Genomic DNA, 16,611 nt, shown 5'->3' with positions numbered 1-16,611 from the left:
TCTTTTAGATCAAAAAAGTGGCATAGTTTGGCATAGTTATGAAATTATTCTAGAACTAGTTTTTAGATTCTTTAACTAGATTTACAAAATACTTGTGAACTGCCAAATCATCTGTCAATTCTGGATGAAATGATGTTCCAATAATGTTTCCTTTTTTGATTGCAACAATTTTTTCATTAAACTTTGCCAATACTTCAACATCACCAGCTGATGAAATTGCAGGTGCACGAATAAAGACACCATTAAAGTTTGAAATTCCAATTGAATCCATTGAGATGTTAGCTTCAAATGATTCTCGTTGGCGACCAAAAGAGTTTCTCTCAAGTTCAATGTCTAGAAAATCAAATAGTGGCTGTTCTGTTTTTCCAACAACCTTGTCACTGGCATTGCTTGCAAGTAGAACCATTCCTGCACAGATTCCAAGAACTGGCATTCCTGATTCTACCTTTTGTTTGATTACTTTTTGAGAACCATTTACCAGAGACATTTGTCCAATTGTAGTACTTTCACCACCAGGAATGACTAGTCCATCCATTGCAGAAATCTCCTCAGGAGTCTTTACAACATGAACAGTTGCATCCTGATTCAAGTCAGCAATAGAAGCTACCAAAGAAGATACATTTTCAGCAACGTCTCCCTGTACTGATAAAATACCAATTTTGGCACTCATGCTGAACCGCCTCTGTCTTGCATACGTAACTCTAGTGTTTTAACGTCTAATCCTAGCATTGATTGTCGCTCATCAATCATCTTTTGTGCTTCTTTTACCTTGTCAGTCTCATTCCAAAATGTTGTAGCCAATACAATTGCTCTTGCACGCTCTGCTGCATCATTTGCATTGAAAATTCCAGACCCAACAAAGATTCCATCACATCCTAATGACATCAAATATGCTGCATCAGCTGGTGTTGCAATTCCACCTGCTGCAAAATTCACAACAGGCAATCTTCCAAGTTTTGCAGTCTGCTCTACAATATCATAAGATACTTTGAACTCTCTTGCCATTCGGACTAAATCTTGATTGTCACCTGAATCATACATTGATTTTATTGTTCTTAATTCATCATTTACTTTTTTGATATGAGTGATTGCTTCAGCAACATTACCAGTTCCTGGTTCTCCTTTTGTTCTGATCATTGCAGCTCCTTCTTCAATTCTTCTCAAGGCTTCAGCCAAAGAACGTGCACCATTAACAACAGGAGTTGTCATGTCCCATTTCCAAATGTGACGTAGCTCATCAGCTGGAGTTAACACTTCAGACTCGTCAATCATGTCAACGTCTGTCTCTTGTAAGACTAGTGCTTCATTAACATGACCAATTCTACATTTTGCCATTACAGGAATTGTAACTGAATCCATAATCTCTTCAATAATTCTAATACTTGCAGTTCTTGCAACGCCACCTGCCTTTCTTACATCTGATGGAAGTTTGTCCAATACCATAACAGAGACTGCGCCTGCTTCTTCTGCAATTTTTGCTTGCTCTACATTTGTGACATCCATTACAACTCCATTTTTGAGCATATGTGCAAAGCCACGTTTCAAAGTTGAAGAGCCACGAATAACATCAGAGGATTCTGATTTTTCAGAAATTATTCCTTTAGCGTCTTTGCGTTCTCCAGATAGTGGAAGCATATCATAATTTTTGGTACAGGCTATTTGTACCTATTCACTAATCTCTGAAATTATATCGTCTAGCTCAACTTCGACCATGGTAATAATTGGAGGAATAAAACCGCTAGTGGCATTTTGTTCAGGCCAATGAATCTCCTGTGCTCTGCCATTCAAAGTAATTTTTACATTTGATTTTTGAAATTCAGTTGCATTCTCTAATAGTGGAAAAGACTCTATTGGAATCTCCATGAATCCAGTTTCCTTAATCAATGCCTTGATCTTGTTTAGTCTCTTCTCATCTAGCTGCGAGCGAATGTCTGGTTGTAGATATCCTTGCTCTGTCACTGAATACTTTAGCTCACCGTCATTTTTGATTAGTAGAATCTCTGTCTTTTGTGCACCAGTACGTTCTGTTACTCCATAATCAATTGTCTTTAGCTGGTGTTTTGTGTATTCAATGTCCAGTTTATCAAAAGAGTTTGCAGCTGAAATTGGAATCTCGTTTTTTGTTAGTAGTGGAACTGAAATCAATAATGCAACGATAACAGGAATTGCCGCTAGTGCAATCATCATTTTTTTTACCATAATTTTCTCGACTGTTCGGAATTGATGAGTATTGCAAATAAATCTTGGTTAAAAATAAGTTAAAATCCTAGATGAATATGTCGATTCTTGTGGGTCTGTAGTCTAGCCTGGTAGGACGATGGTCTCCAAAACCATCGGTCGTCGGTTCAAATCCGTCTGGGCCCACCACTATCTATTTCTCAAAACATTAAGAGCAGAACCAGCTTTGAACCATTCAATCTGTGCTTGATTGTAAGAGTGATTCAACATGATCTCTTCTTTGGTATCATCTGCATGTGTAATGACACACTTTACCTGTTGTCCAGGTTGTAGATTATTCAAGTCAACAAGACTAATCTTGTCATCTTCTAGAATTTTTTCATAATCATCAGGATTGGCAAATGTCAATGCGAGTAATCCTTGTTTCTTTAGATTGGTTTCATGTATTCTTGCAAGGCTTTTTGTAATTACAGCAGCGCATCCCAAGTATCTTGGAGTCATTGCAGCATGTTCTCTGCTGCTTCCCTCACCATAGTTGTTATCGCCGATAATTACCCAACGCATCTGTTTTTCCTTGTACTGTCTTGCAATTTGTGAAAATGATTCTAGTTTACCGTTTAGAACATTCTTTCCTTTTCCAACTTCATCATTGTATGCATTGACTGCTCCAAGCAACATGTTGTCACTGAGATTATCCAAGTGGCCACGAAGTGACAACCATGCACCAGCTGGTGAGATATGATCAGTGGTACACTTGCCTTTGGCTTTCACCATGATTGGAACCTCTTCAAAGTCTTTGCCATCCCATGGTACAAATGGCTCTAGTTTTTGGAGTCGTTTACTGTTAGGATCAATGATTACCTCTACATCATCAGAGTTTTCTGGCGGTGCAACAAAGATTCCCTCAGGTCTCATGAATCCTTCTTCAGGAACTTCAGGAGCAGGCTTTGGAGGTTCTAGCTTGAACTTTGTTCCATCAGCTGCAATCAACTCATCAACTAGAGGATTAAATGACAATCTTCCACCTAATGATAGTGCAATAATCATTTCAGGACTGCCAATAAAGTTCAAAGTACTGCGGTGTCCGTCATTTCTTCCAGGGAAATTTCGATTAAATGTTGTAACGATAGTGTTTTGTTCGTCTTTGTCTAGTTCTGGTCTGTTCCATTGACCAATGCAAGGACCACATGCATTTGCAAGAACAGTTGCACCAATGTCTTTGAGTGAATCCATCTGTCCATCACGTTCTATTGTTCCTCGGATTTGTTCAGAACCAGGAGTAACCAATAACGGAATCTTTGCTTTGATTCCCTTTTGTTTTGCTTGCTCTGCCAAACTTGCAGCTCTTGACATGTCTTCATAAGATGAATTTGTACAACTTCCAATTAGTGCAACAGAGATTGGATCAGAGTAATCATTTGACTTTACATCACCAGATAGTTCTGAGATAGAACGTGCCAAGTCTGGAGTGTGTGGTCCGACAATGTGTGGCTCTAATTCTGAGAGATTAATTTCAATTACTCTATCAAAGAACTTTTCAGGATCAGATTCTACTTCAGGATCAGCAACAAGTGATTCCTTGTTTTGGTTTGCAAGTTCTGCAATGTCACCTCTGTTTGTATATTTTAGATAAGTCTCCATTCTCTCATCATATGGGAATACAGAACATGTTGCACCAATTTCAGCTCCCATGTTAGTAATGGTAGCTTTTCCAGTACAGCTAATTGATTTTGTTCCAGGTCCAAAGTATTCTACAATGGAATTAGTTCCACCTGAGACTGTCAATTCTTCGGCTACTTTGAGAATGATGTCTTTTGGTGCAGTCCATCCGTTTAACTCACCAGTTAGTTTAACGCCAATTTTTTTTGGGTATAGCAACTCCCAAGGCATTCCAGCCATGGTTTCTGCTGCATCCAAACCACCAACGCCTATTGCAATCATTCCAAGACCGCCTGCGTTTGGTGTGTGAGAATCAGTTCCAATCATTAGTCCACCAGGAAATGCATAGTTCTCAAGAACCACTTGGTGAATGATACCAGCACCTGGTTTCCAAAAGCCACAACCATACTTTGCAGCAGCTGATTGCAAAAACTTGAAGACCTCACTGTTCTCATCTAAAGAAACTTTCATGTCAACATCCCCTTGAACTTCGGCTCGAATCAAGTGATCACAGTGAACAGTTGTTGGCAGTGCTGTTTGTTTGAGTCCAGCTTGCATGAACTGCAACATTACCATCTGTCCAGTTACATCTTGTAATGCAACTCTGTCTGGTTTGAGAAAGACGTAATCTTTTCCGCCAGCAAAATTTGTATCATCAATTTGGTTAAAATGTCCTGATAGGATTTTTTCAGTAAGTGTTAGTGGTCTGCCAGTAACGTTTCGAAATTTTGTGATATTTTCTTTTAATTTAGCATAAACACCTGAAACAAGTTCGGGAGTAGAATCAATGTTCACAGTATGCAAAAAATGCATCCCGAATTTAATATTTACAATTCAAAAAATTTGCAAAAACAATGCCACAGGCATGAAAATTCTTAACAATTATAAGCCAAAAGCAGGTTTCTATTACAGAGTTGGGGAGTAGATTTTTGAGGTGTAAAAATGGTCAATAAGGGTTTTCCAAAATTTGGAATGTCACAAGCTGGCGCATTTGTTGCAGCTTTGAAAAATTACAATTTACCTGATTTTATTTTGGTTCTAATTGCAAAAGAATGCAAGTCCGAACTATTAGAGAGAGGAAGAATTGATGACAGATTACAAAGTATGAATGATGAAGCATTAGAGTTACTCCATAAAGTGTTTGTAGAATGTGAAGAAGACAAGGCAGGAAAATATGCCCAATACAGATTCTATGCATATGTCTCAAGCATGTACCACAAATGTGAAGTCCTAGTCAATGAGGCAATTCCAGGTAAAACTGGCAAGAATCACAAGATGCCAGTTGCAGTCAAAAATAATGGAATGTACATTGCAGTTGCACACAACAAGGCAACAGGACATCCAGTCAACAAGAAAGACACAACAAAGTTCTATGATATTGTAGATGACATCAAGAGTGGTGATCACGGAACAATGCTAACTGATGCAATTTACGCATCTTCAGTAGGATTCAAGGGAGATGCACTAGTTGAACTTGAAAACTTGAGCAAGTCAAGAAAAGATGATGCAGAAAATCAATTAAATTTCAAGACAGCAAACTTTGAAAATAATATTTACTCTGTTACAAAGTGTTAATTTTACAGATTTAGTTCTCTAGTATCCATAGTTAGAAAGGTTGGTTTACCTTCTGTTCTTTTAAAATCATCACCATACTGTTCAAACTCTAACTGCTCAAAGAGATGTTTAGTCCAGATGTCATTGATTTCTCTTGTATGTTTTTTGCGTCCCATCTGTCGCATCTGCTCATTAGTAATTACATTAGATACTGCAGTACAGTTTTTTTCTGCCAAGTACAGATCATCGTTTTCTTCTTTTGGTTTTTGCCAAAGAACCATTCCAAAGTTTTCTGCATGATACCCTTCACAAGTAGAATCAGTCCATAAGGGTCGAAAGTGAGTCAGATAGAAATGAAAGATGTCTTTGCCTCTTTGCTCATGATCACGTATGAGAGTATGTGTGTCTAGTCTCTGGAGAATGCTTGTAGGCTTTGTTATCATCTCATCGCATTGAATCTCATAGTCTTTGCCAAACTTTTCTTTAATCCATACCTTGAAGAATTGAGCCATCTTTTTGACATATTCGTACTCAAACTGACGCTTGTCACGGTCTTCTTCTTTTACTACAAAGATAAAGTGTAAAATCATAATAAGAAAAAGGGGTGGTTATGTCTGGCCTTCAATACCCATAAGGGTTAGTGTTGAACGAATCTTTTCAATTTTTCTGATCTTCCAAGTAATTGTTTCTCTAAGTTTTTCAACAGTATCAGACTCGATCTTGGCCAAAATATCATATGCACCAAAAGTTCCATGAACTTCTTTGACACCTTCTAGGCCCTTTAGTTGAGTAATAATTGCCTCTTCTGAACCTAGTTCACAGTTGATTAACACATAAGCTGTTGCCATGAAGTAATTACAAATTTCGACTATATCAATAAACCGATTACATTCATGCTTGAGATATCTTTAGAATCTCATCCCAGATTGGTTTTGGAACAGGCATTACAGATAATCTTGAAATTCTAATTAGTTCCCAGTCTTTGAATTTTTTATTTTGTTTCATCTCATCAAGTGTTACAGGACGCTTTAGTGCTTTTTTGTATTTTACATCAACTACAATGAATCGCTCAACGTCTTCTTTTGGATTGGAATATGGTTTTGATGTAACTTGCATAATTCCAACTGCTTGTCTTTCATCACCTGTATGATAGAATAATACAAGATCACCTGGTTTCATTTCTCTCATGTGTTTTAGTGCAAGATTATTGTGGACTCCATCCCAAACTGTGGTCTTGTCTTTTTTTAGTTGCTCAAAGTTGTAACCTCTAGGTCCGCTAGGTTCTTGTTTTGCCAACCAATAGTTTGCCATTTCAAATTTTGTAGAATCAAAGGATGTTTTATGGTTTATGAAATGTTCCCCGGTTCTGACTCGCACAAGATCATTGGTATTTTAGCCAAAACCTCCTTGGGTTCTGAAACCGGGGTTGCCCATAATGTAGCACGCCTGGGTGAATTAGAAATCATTGGTATCATTACGATCGACATCATCCTAATCCGTCTGCGTGCCTGCTCTTGGGCGATTAATTATAGAGGCCATCCTACTAAAAACTATTAATGGAAATCAAAAATCAAACGCTGTTTTTCATTGGTATTATCGTTTTGATTTTAGGCATACTAATCATAATTTTTGATTATCCGCAAATTCAGTATCTGGAAAATTACGAAAAAACAGAATCAAATTACCGTCTTAACATGGAGCAATTTTCAATCTATCAAAGATTGTTAATTGAGATTAGTGTTGGAACGGGATTATTCATTGCAGGTATTGGATTGCTAGCAGTGTCTTTTCTAAAGAGATTTGAGAATAGACTCAGATAGAGAGATTTCAAAACCAACTACAGGTACACGAATTTTATAATTTTCAATAATTTTTGAATTGATTTCTCCAATGACACCGACTGGTTTGTTGTTAATTATCACATCTGCACAGTGTCCTTTTTCAAATGTTGGATGCTGGGTTGTTTTTGTTTTAATCTCTAAATCAAAGCCTGTCTTGAGTGCTGATTGCAAAACAGATTTGATTTCAGTGAAATTTGCATCCTGGTGTGCACTAATTCCAGATAGATTAATGTTTTCAGATATAGGATTGTCTGCAGAAAATACAGTTCCAGTTTCAAATAATTTCTGAGGATATGATTCATGAATATTTTTTGAGAGATTCTCTAGTAGTCCAGGCAAAATAGAATCACGCAAAATTGTATGCTCTTGACTTTTTGAATCAAGTACGGAGATGATTGTTTTAGGTTCTCTGTTTGCCATTTCATAAAGAACACGTTTGCTAGTCAAGCTAGAATTTAGTGCTTCAAGATATCCCAGTCCAATCATGGTTTGGCCAAGTGACTTTAGTTCTAGGGATACAGGATTTGTTTGGCCAAGTGTTTGAGAAGGAGTTATGGTAGGCTCTAGATTTTGAATTCCATATCCTAGTGCAACTTCTTCAACCAAATCCATTGGACCAAAGATATCAAAACGATATGCAGGAATTGTACAAACAATGTTCTTTCCCTTTACTGCAGCATCTAGTCTTGACTTTTTTAGTGATGAAATGATTTTTGGAGTCTTGAGATCCAACCCAAGTGTCTGGTTAATTAGTGATGGACTGACAGTCATCTGTCTTTCAGCAAGTTTTGGTGTAGAGTTTTTTGCACCAGAGATTGCCACAGTCTCCAAAGAGAATCCTGCGCTTTGTAAAATTGTTGCAACAACAGAGAGCATGTCTTCAGCATCAGCTTTGTTTATTCCGGTAACTTCAACAAAGAGATTCTTTGTCTTTGTAGTAACTGTAGTTACTGCAGCATTAATTATTGGCGGAAAAGATACCGTGTTCTGATTTGCATCAAGAATTACTGGCATCTTTGAGAAATTTGCAAGCAAACTGCCATAGTCTTTTCCAACTTCAGTGGTGTCAAGAATCTCAGAAATTGACAATTCCTTCTCAGAATTTAGCGGAATGAATTTGTGTTTTCTATCAGTTGTGGTGTATACTAGAGGAAATTGGATTTTGTCTAAATCATGAATCCCAATTGAGGATTTTTTTCTCTTTCTTCCAATACCAAAATGCAAATCCTCTTGCATTGCCATGAGTTGCTTGATTGTTTTATCATCAATTTTGCCGCTTTTTGCAACAATTCCAGTCACAAATGGCCTTACTTTGGCAACATCTGGTTTTACAGAGACAGAATATTGCTTTGATTTTTTGATTTTTAGCTTGATTGCACCAGTCTTGATTCCTAACAGTCCCTGCATGCCAAGTGCAATTCCAAAGTCAGTGGAATAATCAGGTCTGTTTGGACTGTATTCAATTCTTACAAGATCCTTGTCTTCAGATTCAATGTCCAGTCCCAGAAAAGGCAAAGAATCTGCAATCTGTTTTTTAGAAGACTTTCCAATTAGTTTCTGAAGACTAGAATAGGATAATTCCACTACTGGCATTTTGTTGCACTCCTCAACCAACTCAGATTGTTATTGTAAAATTCCCTAACATCATCAAGACCATACTTTAGCATGGCAATTCTCTCAATACCACCACCCCATGCCAAAACAGGTTTTGTTATTCCAAGTGGCTTTGTAACTTCGGGTCTAAAGATTCCCATTCCAAATAGCTCAACCCATTTACCCAGTCTTTCATTGTACACCATTGTTTGAAGTGATGGTTCAGTGTATGGGAAAAATGTCGGCCAGAATTTTATTTTTGTAATTCCAATTCTCTTGTAAAACTCTCGTTGAATTCCCATAAGATTTCTCAAGTTTGCATCTTTTCCAACAACAACTCCTTCAATTTGATTAAATTCAACAAGATGCTTGTAACTAACTTTTTCATTTCTAAAGACACGACCCAAAGAGAATACTCTAGCCTCATCAGGTTTTGTTTCAGCAAGATGTTTTATGGTGACACAAGTGGTGTGAGTTCGCAAAACCATCTTGCGTGCTTCATTAATGTCCCATTGGTATCTCCAGTTTTTCTTGTGAGAGTCTGAAACTTTTCTGATTTGCTCAGGTGTTACAATCTTTTTTGCAGAGATTCCATCAAGGTAAAATGTATCTTGCAGTTCTCTTGCAGGATGATCCTGTGGGGTGAATAGTGCATCAAAATTCCAAAAGCTTGATTGTGTCATGTTTCCGTAAATTTCAGAAAAGCCCAAGGTAACGAAAATTTCTCGAATCTCATCAATTGTGTCTTTTAGTGGATGAGTCCTTGCAACAAAGACCTCAGGTACTTTGGCCTCTACATCAATTCCTCCAGAGGAATCATCAAGATTGATTGATTTTGCTGAATTAGTCAGAGAGATTTGTTTGGTCTTTACAATTTCCTCTACAACAAAGTCTGGACGTCTCAACAGTCCTGACAGGTCATCAGAGTCTAGTTCAGATACAGATAGTTTATTCTTGCCAATTTGTTTTAGAGATTTTTCTCCTGGCAAAACGTCTGGAGGGTTCTTTAGAGTAATTTTGTCTGCTGTAGCGTTTACCCAGTTGTTTTTTCGTGCCAGTCCCATGGCAGGCCCAAACACTGGACCCAGTTCTTTTTGTAAATCAGATAGATGGGATTTTGTTTTCAGTAAATCTAAGAGTCTTCTTTCAGGTAGTCCTTTCTCAAGTGATTCTTTTCCGTTTTTGCCCAGACTGACAATGCTTGATTTTGATTCATCGACGTTTGCTAGTTCTTTTAGTTTTAGCCATTCAATTCCACGTCGGATTTGGTCTGGTGAAAGTTTTGTAGATTTTTCAAGATTTTCAGGAGTTTGCTTTGGGTTGTCTTTTAGTGATGTTATGATTTTTTTTTCAATATCGTGAAAGACCTGTGACAACACCAAAACTTCGAAAAAGACTTTTTAAACCTTAACCTAAGTCAATTTGAATGTCAGCTGACGATTTTGTTGTTACTCCTTGGCATGTGGAAGGGGATATCGACTATGATAAACTAGTCAAGCAATTTGGCACTCAAAAGATTTCCCCAGAGTTACTAGAAAGAATCAAGAAAATTACGGGAGAGGATCATTACATGCTCAGACGGGGAATATTCTTCTCACACAGAGAGATGAATAGAATTTTAGATGATTATGATAATGGCAATAAATTCTTCTTATACACAGGACGAGGCCCATCAGGCCACACCCATATTGGCCATCTGGTTCCATGGGTATTTGCAAAATGGCTTCAAGAAAAGTTTGATGTCAACATGTACTTTCAGTTAACTGATGATGAAAAATTCTTTTCAAAACCAAATCTAACTTTGGAGGAGACAAAGAGTTTTGCATATGAAAACGCATTGGACTTTATTGCATTAGGTTTCAAGCCAGAAAAAACAAAAATCATCATCAATACAAGAAATATTCAAACACTGTACCCAATTGCAGCTCAAGTTGCAAAGAAAATTAATTTCTCAAACACTAAAGCGACATTCGGGTTTACTAATGACACCAGTATTGGCATGATCTTTTACACATCATTGCAATCTGCTCCATGCTTCATTGAAGACAAGCCAGTACTCATTCCATTGGGCGTAGACCAAGATCCTCACTTTAGACTGACAAGAGATATTGCTCCTAAAATTGGAAAGACAAAGCCGGCATTAATCCACAACATAATGATTCCAGCACTAGAAGGACCTGGAGGAAAAATGTCAGCTTCAAATGAAAACGGTACTGTATACACAACAGATGCACCAAATGTTGTAAAAAAGAAGATTAACAAACATGCATTTTCAGGCGGACAAACAAGTGTTGAAGAGCATAGAAAGCTTGGAGGAAATCCAGACATTGATGTATCATACCAATATCTTAGAATATTCTTTGAGCCAGATGATAACAAACTAAAATCAATCTATGAGGATTACAAATCTGGAAAAATGCTTTCAGGAGAACTAAAAGCAATTCTAATTGAAAAGATGAATGAATTCCTAGCAGTGCATCAAGAGAATCGTGAGAAAGCAAAAGACAAGATAGATGAATTTCTTTTTGAGAATAAATGAAGATAACAATTACTTGTGATGACAAATACGAGGCTCAGAAACTAGCCAGTCTCATATTCATCAAGGATGGAAATGAGACATTTATCACAGGAATTCTAAATCTTGTAAAAAACGAACTAGTCATATCACTCAAAGACAAATCTGCTCACAGTATTTTGCTTGAAGATGAATCTAATGTAGAAGAATTTGCAGATTTTGCACAATCAATAATTGATAAAGAACACAAAATAATCTCAACTAAGATTCTTGGGAATCAAGTCGAGATTGTAAAAGGTTGAATCTATACACCAAATGCAGTCCAGAGTGCTACTACTCCAACTACTGCAATTAGAGAAAGTCCTAATGCCTTAAAGTCGCCATTCATAATTTAATTTCAAAATTATTATAATTAAAGTGTTAATAAATTCTCAAAGATGGTTTTAGATCATCTAGGGAAAAATTTACTTTTCTTCTGTTTTGGTCTTGGTTTTTCTTCTTTAGGTTTTGCTACAGGTTGGTTAATTTCATTGCAATTCAAGCACAGCACCTTTAGTTCTTCTCTTGCAAGGTCAGGTTCTGAGATATATTTTCCCCAGGATGAAGCAGCACCACCACGTCCAATCTCATCAAATGAAGAATGTTCAGAAACAGGACAAAATCCCAAAGCCCTTTCATCTTTGAACCCACAACTAGAACAAACTTTTCCTCCCAAGATTTCAAATAATTTTTCTTTTATTGTTGCATAGAATTTATCTGAGCCATTACTGAAAAAGCTCTCTCGTTTTTTGGAGAGTCTATCATTTAGTTTTCTAGGTTTGTCTCTGCTAGATTCTCTTCTGTTATCTCTGCGTGGTTCTCGTCTATCTCTAGAGTATCTGTCATCTCTGCGAGACTCTCTTCTATCATCCCGTCTTGGTTCTCTTCTGTTATCACGAAAAGATCTGTCATTACCTGAATCTTCTGGTTTGTTTTTCCTAAAGCAATCACTACAGTAAACAGGTCTGTCAGTTTTTGGAACAAACGGAATCTCACATTCATCGCCACAATCAGCACAAGTTACTGTTGTAGACTCTCTTCTATCTCTAGAATATCTGTCATCTCTACGAGATTCTCTTCTGTTATCTCTGGAATATCTTGAACCTCTATCATCTCTGGAATAATTATCACGTCCTGAATCTTCTGGTTTGTTTTGTCTAAAGCAATCACTACAGTAAACAGGTTTGTTATTTCTTGGAACAAATGGAACTTCACATTCATCGCCACAATCAGCACAAGTTACTGTTGTAGACTCTCTTCTATCTCTGGAATATCGGTCATCTCTAGAGTATCTGTCATCTCGGGAATTTCTAAAAGAACGAGATGCATCATCTCGTCTACGTCCTCCCCCAGACTTTTTCTTATCAGAGTACTTTGATCTGTAAAGGTCCATGATTGATGATTATGAGAATTCTTTTGGTTATAGATACTTAGAGGTCTCATTTGTGCCTAGAATAAAAAATGCAATCAAACTAGAGATTTGTCCATCTCAGTTGCCATTATTTCCTGAACTTTGAGAAAATACAATTTTGTAGAATATGGCATGTCATCTAAGTTATTGTCAACTGCAATCATGAAGTATCGAACCGCACGTTTTGAGATATCGAGATTAAACTTCATCAACAGTATTGGGTCTTGATGAACTTTGATCTTGTCTTGGAGCCAGGGTGGCGCCATCTCAATTGTCTCTTTGATAATTTTTTCATACCAGTATGACAGGTTTTGAGGATGCAATCCCTGCTTTAGATTAGAGACATCTGTGTCTATCTTGTTCATCATGTGGTTAATGATTGCCATGAGCCTGAATCTTGAAATTTTGTTTTATTGCAATTACTCAAAGTTGTGCAAGCTACTTGTCAACTGATAACAAGTTTCCTTCTGAATCAATCTCAGAGTTTTTGATTCTAGTAGTAGATATTCGAGATCCGTCTTTTGCCAAATGCATTGGAACTGTTATGACCTTTACAGGAGAGAGATTTTTTTGAGCCCTCAAGTCATTTAGGGTATCACCCTGACTGCTTGTCTCATCACTTACAACTAGCGCCTCTACTTCTGGCTCCAAGACGGCAGGGCCAAAGTCATTATCCAGTTTACTGATTTGAAATGAAGAGTTTGGAAATTCCTTGAAAATTATTTCAGTTAGATTTGTCAATCGTTTTTCATAATTGTTAGAAACTGTCTTTCCACGTTTTTGTGCAAACTCGTCACTAGTTAATCCAATGATTACTTTGTTTGAAATCTCAAATGCATTTGAAAGCAATGTAATGTGGCCTCTGTGAATAATATCAAATGTCCCACCCATTGCAACTAGAGAGAATTGAGACATACCAATTATTGGATTTCTTTGAAAATAAACCTACTAGTTTCTTGGCATGTTTTGAATTAAGATTAAGAGGATATGTTCATTAGTCCTTCTTTGATCATGAATTGGATTCCTTCAAGAAAGGACCTATCATCGATTTGACCTTCTGCCCACCATCCAGCATTGCTCTTAATCCAATCAGGAATGTTATTTTCTTGAGAACTTGAGCCTTGTTCGGTTACAGGAATGCTCATCAATCCTTCTTTGATCATGAATTGGATTCCTTCAACAAAGGACCTATCATCGATTTGACCTTCTGCCCACCATTCAGCATTGCTCTTAATCCAATCAGGAATTTTTGCATTGTCTGATGTCACAGATGCCCCTAAAACATCAGAAGTTATCATAAAGGAAGTAATGTCAATTGTGGCCTTTGAATTACCGTATTGAGTTTTCACCACATGTTTTCCATCTGAGAATTTTTCGTTTAGTGAGACACTATAAGAGAACGTAGTATCAGAATCAACAGTAGTTTTTTGGGTAACTACAAGATTGTTCTTTGAATCAAAAATTGAAATTCGTAAACTTCTATCCTCATCATATTTGTTGACATTACCAGAAAATGTTACATCTTCACCAAGTGCGTATGATTCTTTATCAGTTTGAATATCAACTGTGAAATTGTTAGCGCTGTTTTGTACAGGAGCAGCACCATAACCGAAAACCTCTTGACCTAAAGGAATTACTGCAATCAGTGACATTACAGAAATCATCAAAATGGTGTTGAACTTCATTGCCAACTCTGCACATTTCTTTTTGGATTTAAAGGGTATGGAAACTATTGGATATTAAGCAAAACAAATGGTCCCCGCTCTGCTATTGGGATGTTATTTCTATCCCATACAAAGGTCTCAAGGAAGTATAGTCCACTGTTTTCTGGCATCCAGTCTATTGCAGGATACTGATTACCTACTCCAATAAAGCGTCCATCATCTTTTCCAATATACTCTATTTTTCCAGTTGCAGATTCTTTGATTTGGATATAGTACGTGTATGGAGTTTCGTTAGTACTTTGGTCTGCAGCAAATTGTATCCAGAGTTTACTTTGTACATTTACAATGGTATTAACTGGAATTTCAGAGAGTCTCTTTCCTTCTGAATCTCTTACATAGACACTTGAGATGGAAACCAGTTTTGACACGGATTGAGGTTCTGGAATTTCTACATCAATAAAATTAGAAGAAAAGACATCAGATTCAGCAAACAACAAAAATCCCACTGCCCTTGCATCAATTTCTCTATTAACATTAAAGGAAACATCGCTATCAGATTCTACGTCATCTAGTTCCAGAGTAATTACTTCAAGAATTCTAGGTGGTTCAAATCCATCATACAATGCCATGTAAACATTGGTGTTAGAACCAGGAGCCCCACCATTTTTCAATACTCCTTCAAAGCTCAAAGTTTTACCAAGAGATATTTCACTAGAATAAACTGTCAGGCCCTTTTCTTTTGCAGATGAGGAGTCAAATCCAAGTAATGAAATTGATGCATCAGTTATTGCAGGGTTTGGGGTTTGGGATTTGATGGAAAATGGAGACTCGCCGTTTGGCGGAAGTACTTCAAGGGTTGTTCTTCCCTGGACAACCTCTAGCGGACTAGGATCAAACTCATCAAAGAAATCCACTTGAATCATGACATTTGTCACAGAGGATAGAGAATTGTTGTTTTTGACAGTACCAACTACAACAGTATACCCATCTGAATCCTGATAGACATATGGAGTTTCACTGGTTAGAGATACTGAAAGGGTTGGAGCAGTATCAGAGTATTCTTGTGCAAATGATTGAGAAAATGGAATTAGTAGAAAGACCAAGAATGCGCCAAGTGCAAATTTTAGCATCAATGTTTCTTTGATATGGAGATTAATTTTCTACAACATATCATATAGTGGACAAGAAAGGTAACATCGTTTAACCTAGTTTACACTAGAGAAATAAAATAATAAAAAGAGATGTAAGATTTAGTTTCTCTTTGCGGTAATTGCCAACCAGTAAATTAATCCTGGAGCTAATCCAACAATAAGTGGAATGAATACCGGCCATCCGTCTACTGCGCTTGCCATGAGAAAAAACGGAAACTCTTCCTATTTAAATCCATCCAGCAGTCTGAAATCCAGCACAGATCGCGTATAAAAGAAGTGGACCGGACGGAATTTGAATCCGTGACCCCCCGCGTGCAAGGCGGGTATACTACCAGGCTATACTACCGGCCCACACGAGACTTGATTTATCTGCAGATTTTAATTGTTGTCTTCTTGGCAAGAATTTTATTTGAAAGCAAGAACATCTCCTCATGGTACTTTTAGAATCTCAAGTCAAATTAAAGACTGGAGATGCAGCACCAGATTTTGAACTTTTAGGAATTGATGATAAAAAACATGCACTAGGTGACTACAAGGATTACAAGGGATATCTCGTAATCTTCATGTGCAATCACTGTCCTTATGTCAAAGCAAAAGTTGATGCATTAAACGAGTTGCATGAAAAATGCGGCAGTGATATTGCAATGATTGCAATTAACAGCAATGATTCTACTGATTATCCTGAAGACAGTTTTGAGGCAATGAAAGAGACTGCAAATGAAAAGGGATTCAAATTTGATTATCTAGTTGATGAGACACAAGAGATTGCCAAAAAATATGGGGCAATGTGCACTCCAGACCCATTCTTGTTTGATGGACAAAAGCAGCTAGTATTTCATGGAAGAATCGATAACGCCATGAAGCCAGACGATACTGCAACTGAGAAGACAATGATCAACAATATCGACAAACTAGTATCAGGTCAAAAAATTGAAAAAGACTTTGACCCTTCAATTGGCTGTTCTATCAAGTGGAAAGAAAATTAGACTTAAATGACTCTGGCCTA

19 protein-coding genes, 2 tRNA genes and 1 pseudogene are annotated in these 16,611 nt (G+C 37.2%); 7 read left to right on the top strand and 15 right to left on the bottom strand.

Annotated elements, in window-relative coordinates:
* Positions 1-55: 55 nt before the first annotated feature.
* Genes pdxT through ACQY22_RS04910 form a run of 3 tightly spaced genes read right to left on the bottom strand, consistent with a single transcriptional unit; the run spans position 56 to position 2,199 of the window.
* Positions 56-670, bottom strand: a complete 615-nt coding sequence (gene pdxT / locus ACQY22_RS04920; RefSeq protein ID WP_428325398.1) for a pyridoxal 5'-phosphate synthase glutaminase subunit PdxT — start codon at positions 668-670, stop codon at positions 56-58.
* Positions 667-1,635, bottom strand: coding sequence for a pyridoxal 5'-phosphate synthase lyase subunit PdxS (pdxS, locus tag ACQY22_RS04915; RefSeq protein ID WP_428325397.1), 969 nt, complete (start codon positions 1,633-1,635; stop codon positions 667-669). The genes pdxT and pdxS overlap by 4 nt, the downstream gene beginning before the upstream one ends.
* A 30-nt stretch (positions 1,636-1,665) precedes the next feature.
* Positions 1,666-2,199, bottom strand: a complete 534-nt coding sequence (locus ACQY22_RS04910) for a hypothetical protein (RefSeq protein ID WP_428325396.1) — start codon at positions 2,197-2,199, stop codon at positions 1,666-1,668.
* A gap of 91 nt (positions 2,200-2,290) precedes the next feature.
* Here ACQY22_RS04910 and ACQY22_RS04905 point away from each other — a divergent pair.
* Positions 2,291-2,367, top strand: a tRNA-Trp gene (locus ACQY22_RS04905).
* Here the strand turns inward: ACQY22_RS04905 and ACQY22_RS04900 are convergent.
* Positions 2,368-4,650, bottom strand: coding sequence for an aconitate hydratase (locus ACQY22_RS04900; protein ID WP_428325395.1), 2,283 nt, complete (start codon positions 4,648-4,650; stop codon positions 2,368-2,370).
* 129 nt (positions 4,651-4,779) lie between these two features.
* Between ACQY22_RS04900 and ACQY22_RS04895 the strand changes: the two genes are divergently transcribed.
* Positions 4,780-5,412 (top strand): hypothetical protein, encoded by a 633-nt coding sequence (locus ACQY22_RS04895; RefSeq protein ID WP_428325394.1) that lies wholly within the window; start codon positions 4,780-4,782, stop codon positions 5,410-5,412.
* Positions 5,413-5,414: 2 nt separating this feature from the next.
* Here ACQY22_RS04895 and ACQY22_RS04890 read toward each other — a convergent pair whose 3' ends face one another.
* Genes ACQY22_RS04890 through ACQY22_RS04880 form a run of 3 tightly spaced genes read right to left on the bottom strand, consistent with a single transcriptional unit; the run spans position 5,415 to position 6,702 of the window.
* A complete protein-coding gene (locus ACQY22_RS04890; RefSeq protein WP_428325393.1) occupies positions 5,415-5,981 on the bottom strand; it encodes a hypothetical protein in 567 nt (188 codons plus the stop codon).
* Positions 5,982-5,999: 18 nt separating this feature from the next.
* A complete protein-coding gene (locus ACQY22_RS04885; protein ID WP_012215868.1) occupies positions 6,000-6,239 on the bottom strand; it encodes an Lrp/AsnC ligand binding domain-containing protein in 240 nt (79 codons plus the stop codon).
* A 43-nt stretch (positions 6,240-6,282) separates the two neighbouring features.
* On the bottom strand, positions 6,283-6,702 hold the full coding sequence (locus tag ACQY22_RS04880) for an EVE domain-containing protein (protein ID WP_012215869.1): 420 nt from the start codon (positions 6,700-6,702) through the stop codon (positions 6,283-6,285).
* A gap of 30 nt (positions 6,703-6,732) precedes the next feature.
* Here ACQY22_RS04880 and ACQY22_RS04875 point away from each other — a divergent pair, with 30 nt between their 5' ends.
* Together ACQY22_RS04875 and ACQY22_RS04870 are read left to right on the top strand one after the other, a co-directional pair.
* Positions 6,733-6,948, top strand: a complete 216-nt coding sequence (locus tag ACQY22_RS04875) for a hypothetical protein (RefSeq protein WP_428325392.1) — start codon at positions 6,733-6,735, stop codon at positions 6,946-6,948.
* Positions 6,948-7,211, top strand: coding sequence for a hypothetical protein (locus ACQY22_RS04870; RefSeq protein ID WP_428325391.1), 264 nt, complete (start codon positions 6,948-6,950; stop codon positions 7,209-7,211). The genes ACQY22_RS04875 and ACQY22_RS04870 overlap by 1 nt, the downstream gene beginning before the upstream one ends.
* Here the strand turns inward: ACQY22_RS04870 and pheT are convergent.
* Together pheT and ACQY22_RS04860 are read right to left on the bottom strand one after the other, a co-directional pair.
* Entirely contained in the window at positions 7,182-8,825 is a 1,644-nt protein-coding gene (gene pheT / locus ACQY22_RS04865) for a phenylalanine--tRNA ligase subunit beta (protein ID WP_428325390.1), read from the bottom strand. The two genes, ACQY22_RS04870 and pheT, sit on opposite strands and share 30 nt — an antisense overlap.
* Positions 8,816-10,201, bottom strand: a complete 1,386-nt coding sequence (locus ACQY22_RS04860) for a phenylalanine--tRNA ligase subunit alpha (RefSeq protein WP_428325389.1) — start codon at positions 10,199-10,201, stop codon at positions 8,816-8,818. The genes pheT and ACQY22_RS04860 overlap by 10 nt, the downstream gene beginning before the upstream one ends.
* A gap of 50 nt (positions 10,202-10,251) precedes the next feature.
* Between ACQY22_RS04860 and ACQY22_RS04855 the strand changes: the two genes are divergently transcribed.
* Both ACQY22_RS04855 and ACQY22_RS04850 read left to right on the top strand, forming a co-directional pair.
* Complete coding sequence (locus ACQY22_RS04855) at positions 10,252-11,364, top strand: tryptophan--tRNA ligase (protein WP_428325388.1); 1,113 nt, start codon at positions 10,252-10,254, stop codon at positions 11,362-11,364.
* Positions 11,361-11,642 (top strand): hypothetical protein, encoded by a 282-nt coding sequence (locus ACQY22_RS04850; protein ID WP_428325387.1) that lies wholly within the window; start codon positions 11,361-11,363, stop codon positions 11,640-11,642. The genes ACQY22_RS04855 and ACQY22_RS04850 overlap by 4 nt, the downstream gene beginning before the upstream one ends.
* Positions 11,643-11,788: 146 nt before the next feature.
* Here ACQY22_RS04850 and ACQY22_RS04845 read toward each other — a convergent pair whose 3' ends face one another.
* From ACQY22_RS04845 to ACQY22_RS04820, 6 genes and pseudogenes are all read right to left on the bottom strand, one after another.
* Positions 11,789-12,772, bottom strand: coding sequence for a CxxC-x17-CxxC domain-containing protein (locus ACQY22_RS04845; RefSeq protein ID WP_428325386.1), 984 nt, complete (start codon positions 12,770-12,772; stop codon positions 11,789-11,791).
* Positions 12,773-12,846: 74 nt separating this feature from the next.
* On the bottom strand, positions 12,847-13,176 hold the full coding sequence (locus ACQY22_RS04840; RefSeq protein WP_428325385.1) for a hypothetical protein: 330 nt from the start codon (positions 13,174-13,176) through the stop codon (positions 12,847-12,849).
* 52 nt (positions 13,177-13,228) lie between these two features.
* A complete protein-coding gene (locus ACQY22_RS04835; protein WP_428325384.1) occupies positions 13,229-13,705 on the bottom strand; it encodes a phosphopantetheine adenylyltransferase in 477 nt (158 codons plus the stop codon).
* 62 nt (positions 13,706-13,767) lie between these two features.
* Positions 13,768-14,040: pseudogene (locus ACQY22_RS04830) on the bottom strand (hypothetical protein); the annotation flags it as partial.
* Positions 14,041-14,519: 479 nt separating this feature from the next.
* Entirely contained in the window at positions 14,520-15,557 is a 1,038-nt protein-coding gene (locus tag ACQY22_RS04825; protein WP_428325383.1) for a hypothetical protein, read from the bottom strand.
* A 325-nt stretch (positions 15,558-15,882) separates the two neighbouring features.
* A tRNA-Ala gene (locus tag ACQY22_RS04820) sits at positions 15,883-15,956 on the bottom strand.
* Between the two features lie 80 nt (positions 15,957-16,036).
* Between ACQY22_RS04820 and ACQY22_RS04815 the strand changes: the two genes are divergently transcribed.
* The gene (locus ACQY22_RS04815) at positions 16,037-16,591 is read left to right on the top strand and encodes a thioredoxin family protein (RefSeq protein ID WP_428325382.1); all 555 of its coding nucleotides are present in this window, start codon (positions 16,037-16,039) and stop codon (positions 16,589-16,591) included.
* Positions 16,592-16,611 lie beyond the last annotated feature (20 nt).

The organism is Candidatus Nitrosopumilus sp. (genome assembly GCF_965263415.1).
Lineage (GTDB): Archaea > Thermoproteota > Nitrososphaeria > Nitrososphaerales > Nitrosopumilaceae > Nitrosopumilus.
This window is presented reverse-complemented; position numbering and strand designations above follow the sequence as displayed.

Excerpts from the sequence above, each read along its gene's own strand:
- pheT (WP_428325390.1), bottom strand. The coding sequence starts at position 8,825 with ATGCCAGTAGTGGAATTATCCTATTCTAGTCTTCAGAAACTAATTGGA.
- ACQY22_RS04815 (WP_428325382.1), top strand. The coding sequence starts at position 16,037 with ATGGTACTTTTAGAATCTCAAGTCAAATTAAAGACTGGAGATGCAGCA.
- ACQY22_RS04835 (WP_428325384.1), bottom strand. The coding sequence starts at position 13,705 with ATGTCTCAATTCTCTCTAGTTGCAATGGGTGGGACATTTGATATTATT.
- ACQY22_RS04885 (WP_012215868.1), bottom strand. The coding sequence starts at position 6,239 with ATGGCAACAGCTTATGTGTTAATCAACTGTGAACTAGGTTCAGAAGAG.
- ACQY22_RS04840 (WP_428325385.1), bottom strand. The coding sequence starts at position 13,176 with ATGGCAATCATTAACCACATGATGAACAAGATAGACACAGATGTCTCT.
- ACQY22_RS04870 (WP_428325391.1), top strand. The coding sequence starts at position 6,948 with ATGGAAATCAAAAATCAAACGCTGTTTTTCATTGGTATTATCGTTTTG.
- ACQY22_RS04910 (WP_428325396.1), bottom strand. The coding sequence starts at position 2,199 with ATGGTAAAAAAAATGATGATTGCACTAGCGGCAATTCCTGTTATCGTT.
- ACQY22_RS04855 (WP_428325388.1), top strand. The coding sequence starts at position 10,252 with ATGTCAGCTGACGATTTTGTTGTTACTCCTTGGCATGTGGAAGGGGAT.
- ACQY22_RS04845 (WP_428325386.1), bottom strand. The coding sequence starts at position 12,772 with ATGGACCTTTACAGATCAAAGTACTCTGATAAGAAAAAGTCTGGGGGA.
- ACQY22_RS04875 (WP_428325392.1), top strand. The coding sequence starts at position 6,733 with ATGGTTTATGAAATGTTCCCCGGTTCTGACTCGCACAAGATCATTGGT.
- pdxT (WP_428325398.1), bottom strand. The coding sequence starts at position 670 with ATGAGTGCCAAAATTGGTATTTTATCAGTACAGGGAGACGTTGCTGAA.
- pdxS (WP_428325397.1), bottom strand. The coding sequence starts at position 1,635 with ATGCTTCCACTATCTGGAGAACGCAAAGACGCTAAAGGAATAATTTCT.
- ACQY22_RS04850 (WP_428325387.1), top strand. The coding sequence starts at position 11,361 with ATGAAGATAACAATTACTTGTGATGACAAATACGAGGCTCAGAAACTA.
- ACQY22_RS04900 (WP_428325395.1), bottom strand. The coding sequence starts at position 4,650 with ATGCATTTTTTGCATACTGTGAACATTGATTCTACTCCCGAACTTGTT.
- ACQY22_RS04890 (WP_428325393.1), bottom strand. The coding sequence starts at position 5,981 with ATGATTTTACACTTTATCTTTGTAGTAAAAGAAGAAGACCGTGACAAG.
- ACQY22_RS04895 (WP_428325394.1), top strand. The coding sequence starts at position 4,780 with ATGGTCAATAAGGGTTTTCCAAAATTTGGAATGTCACAAGCTGGCGCA.
- ACQY22_RS04880 (WP_012215869.1), bottom strand. The coding sequence starts at position 6,702 with ATGGCAAACTATTGGTTGGCAAAACAAGAACCTAGCGGACCTAGAGGT.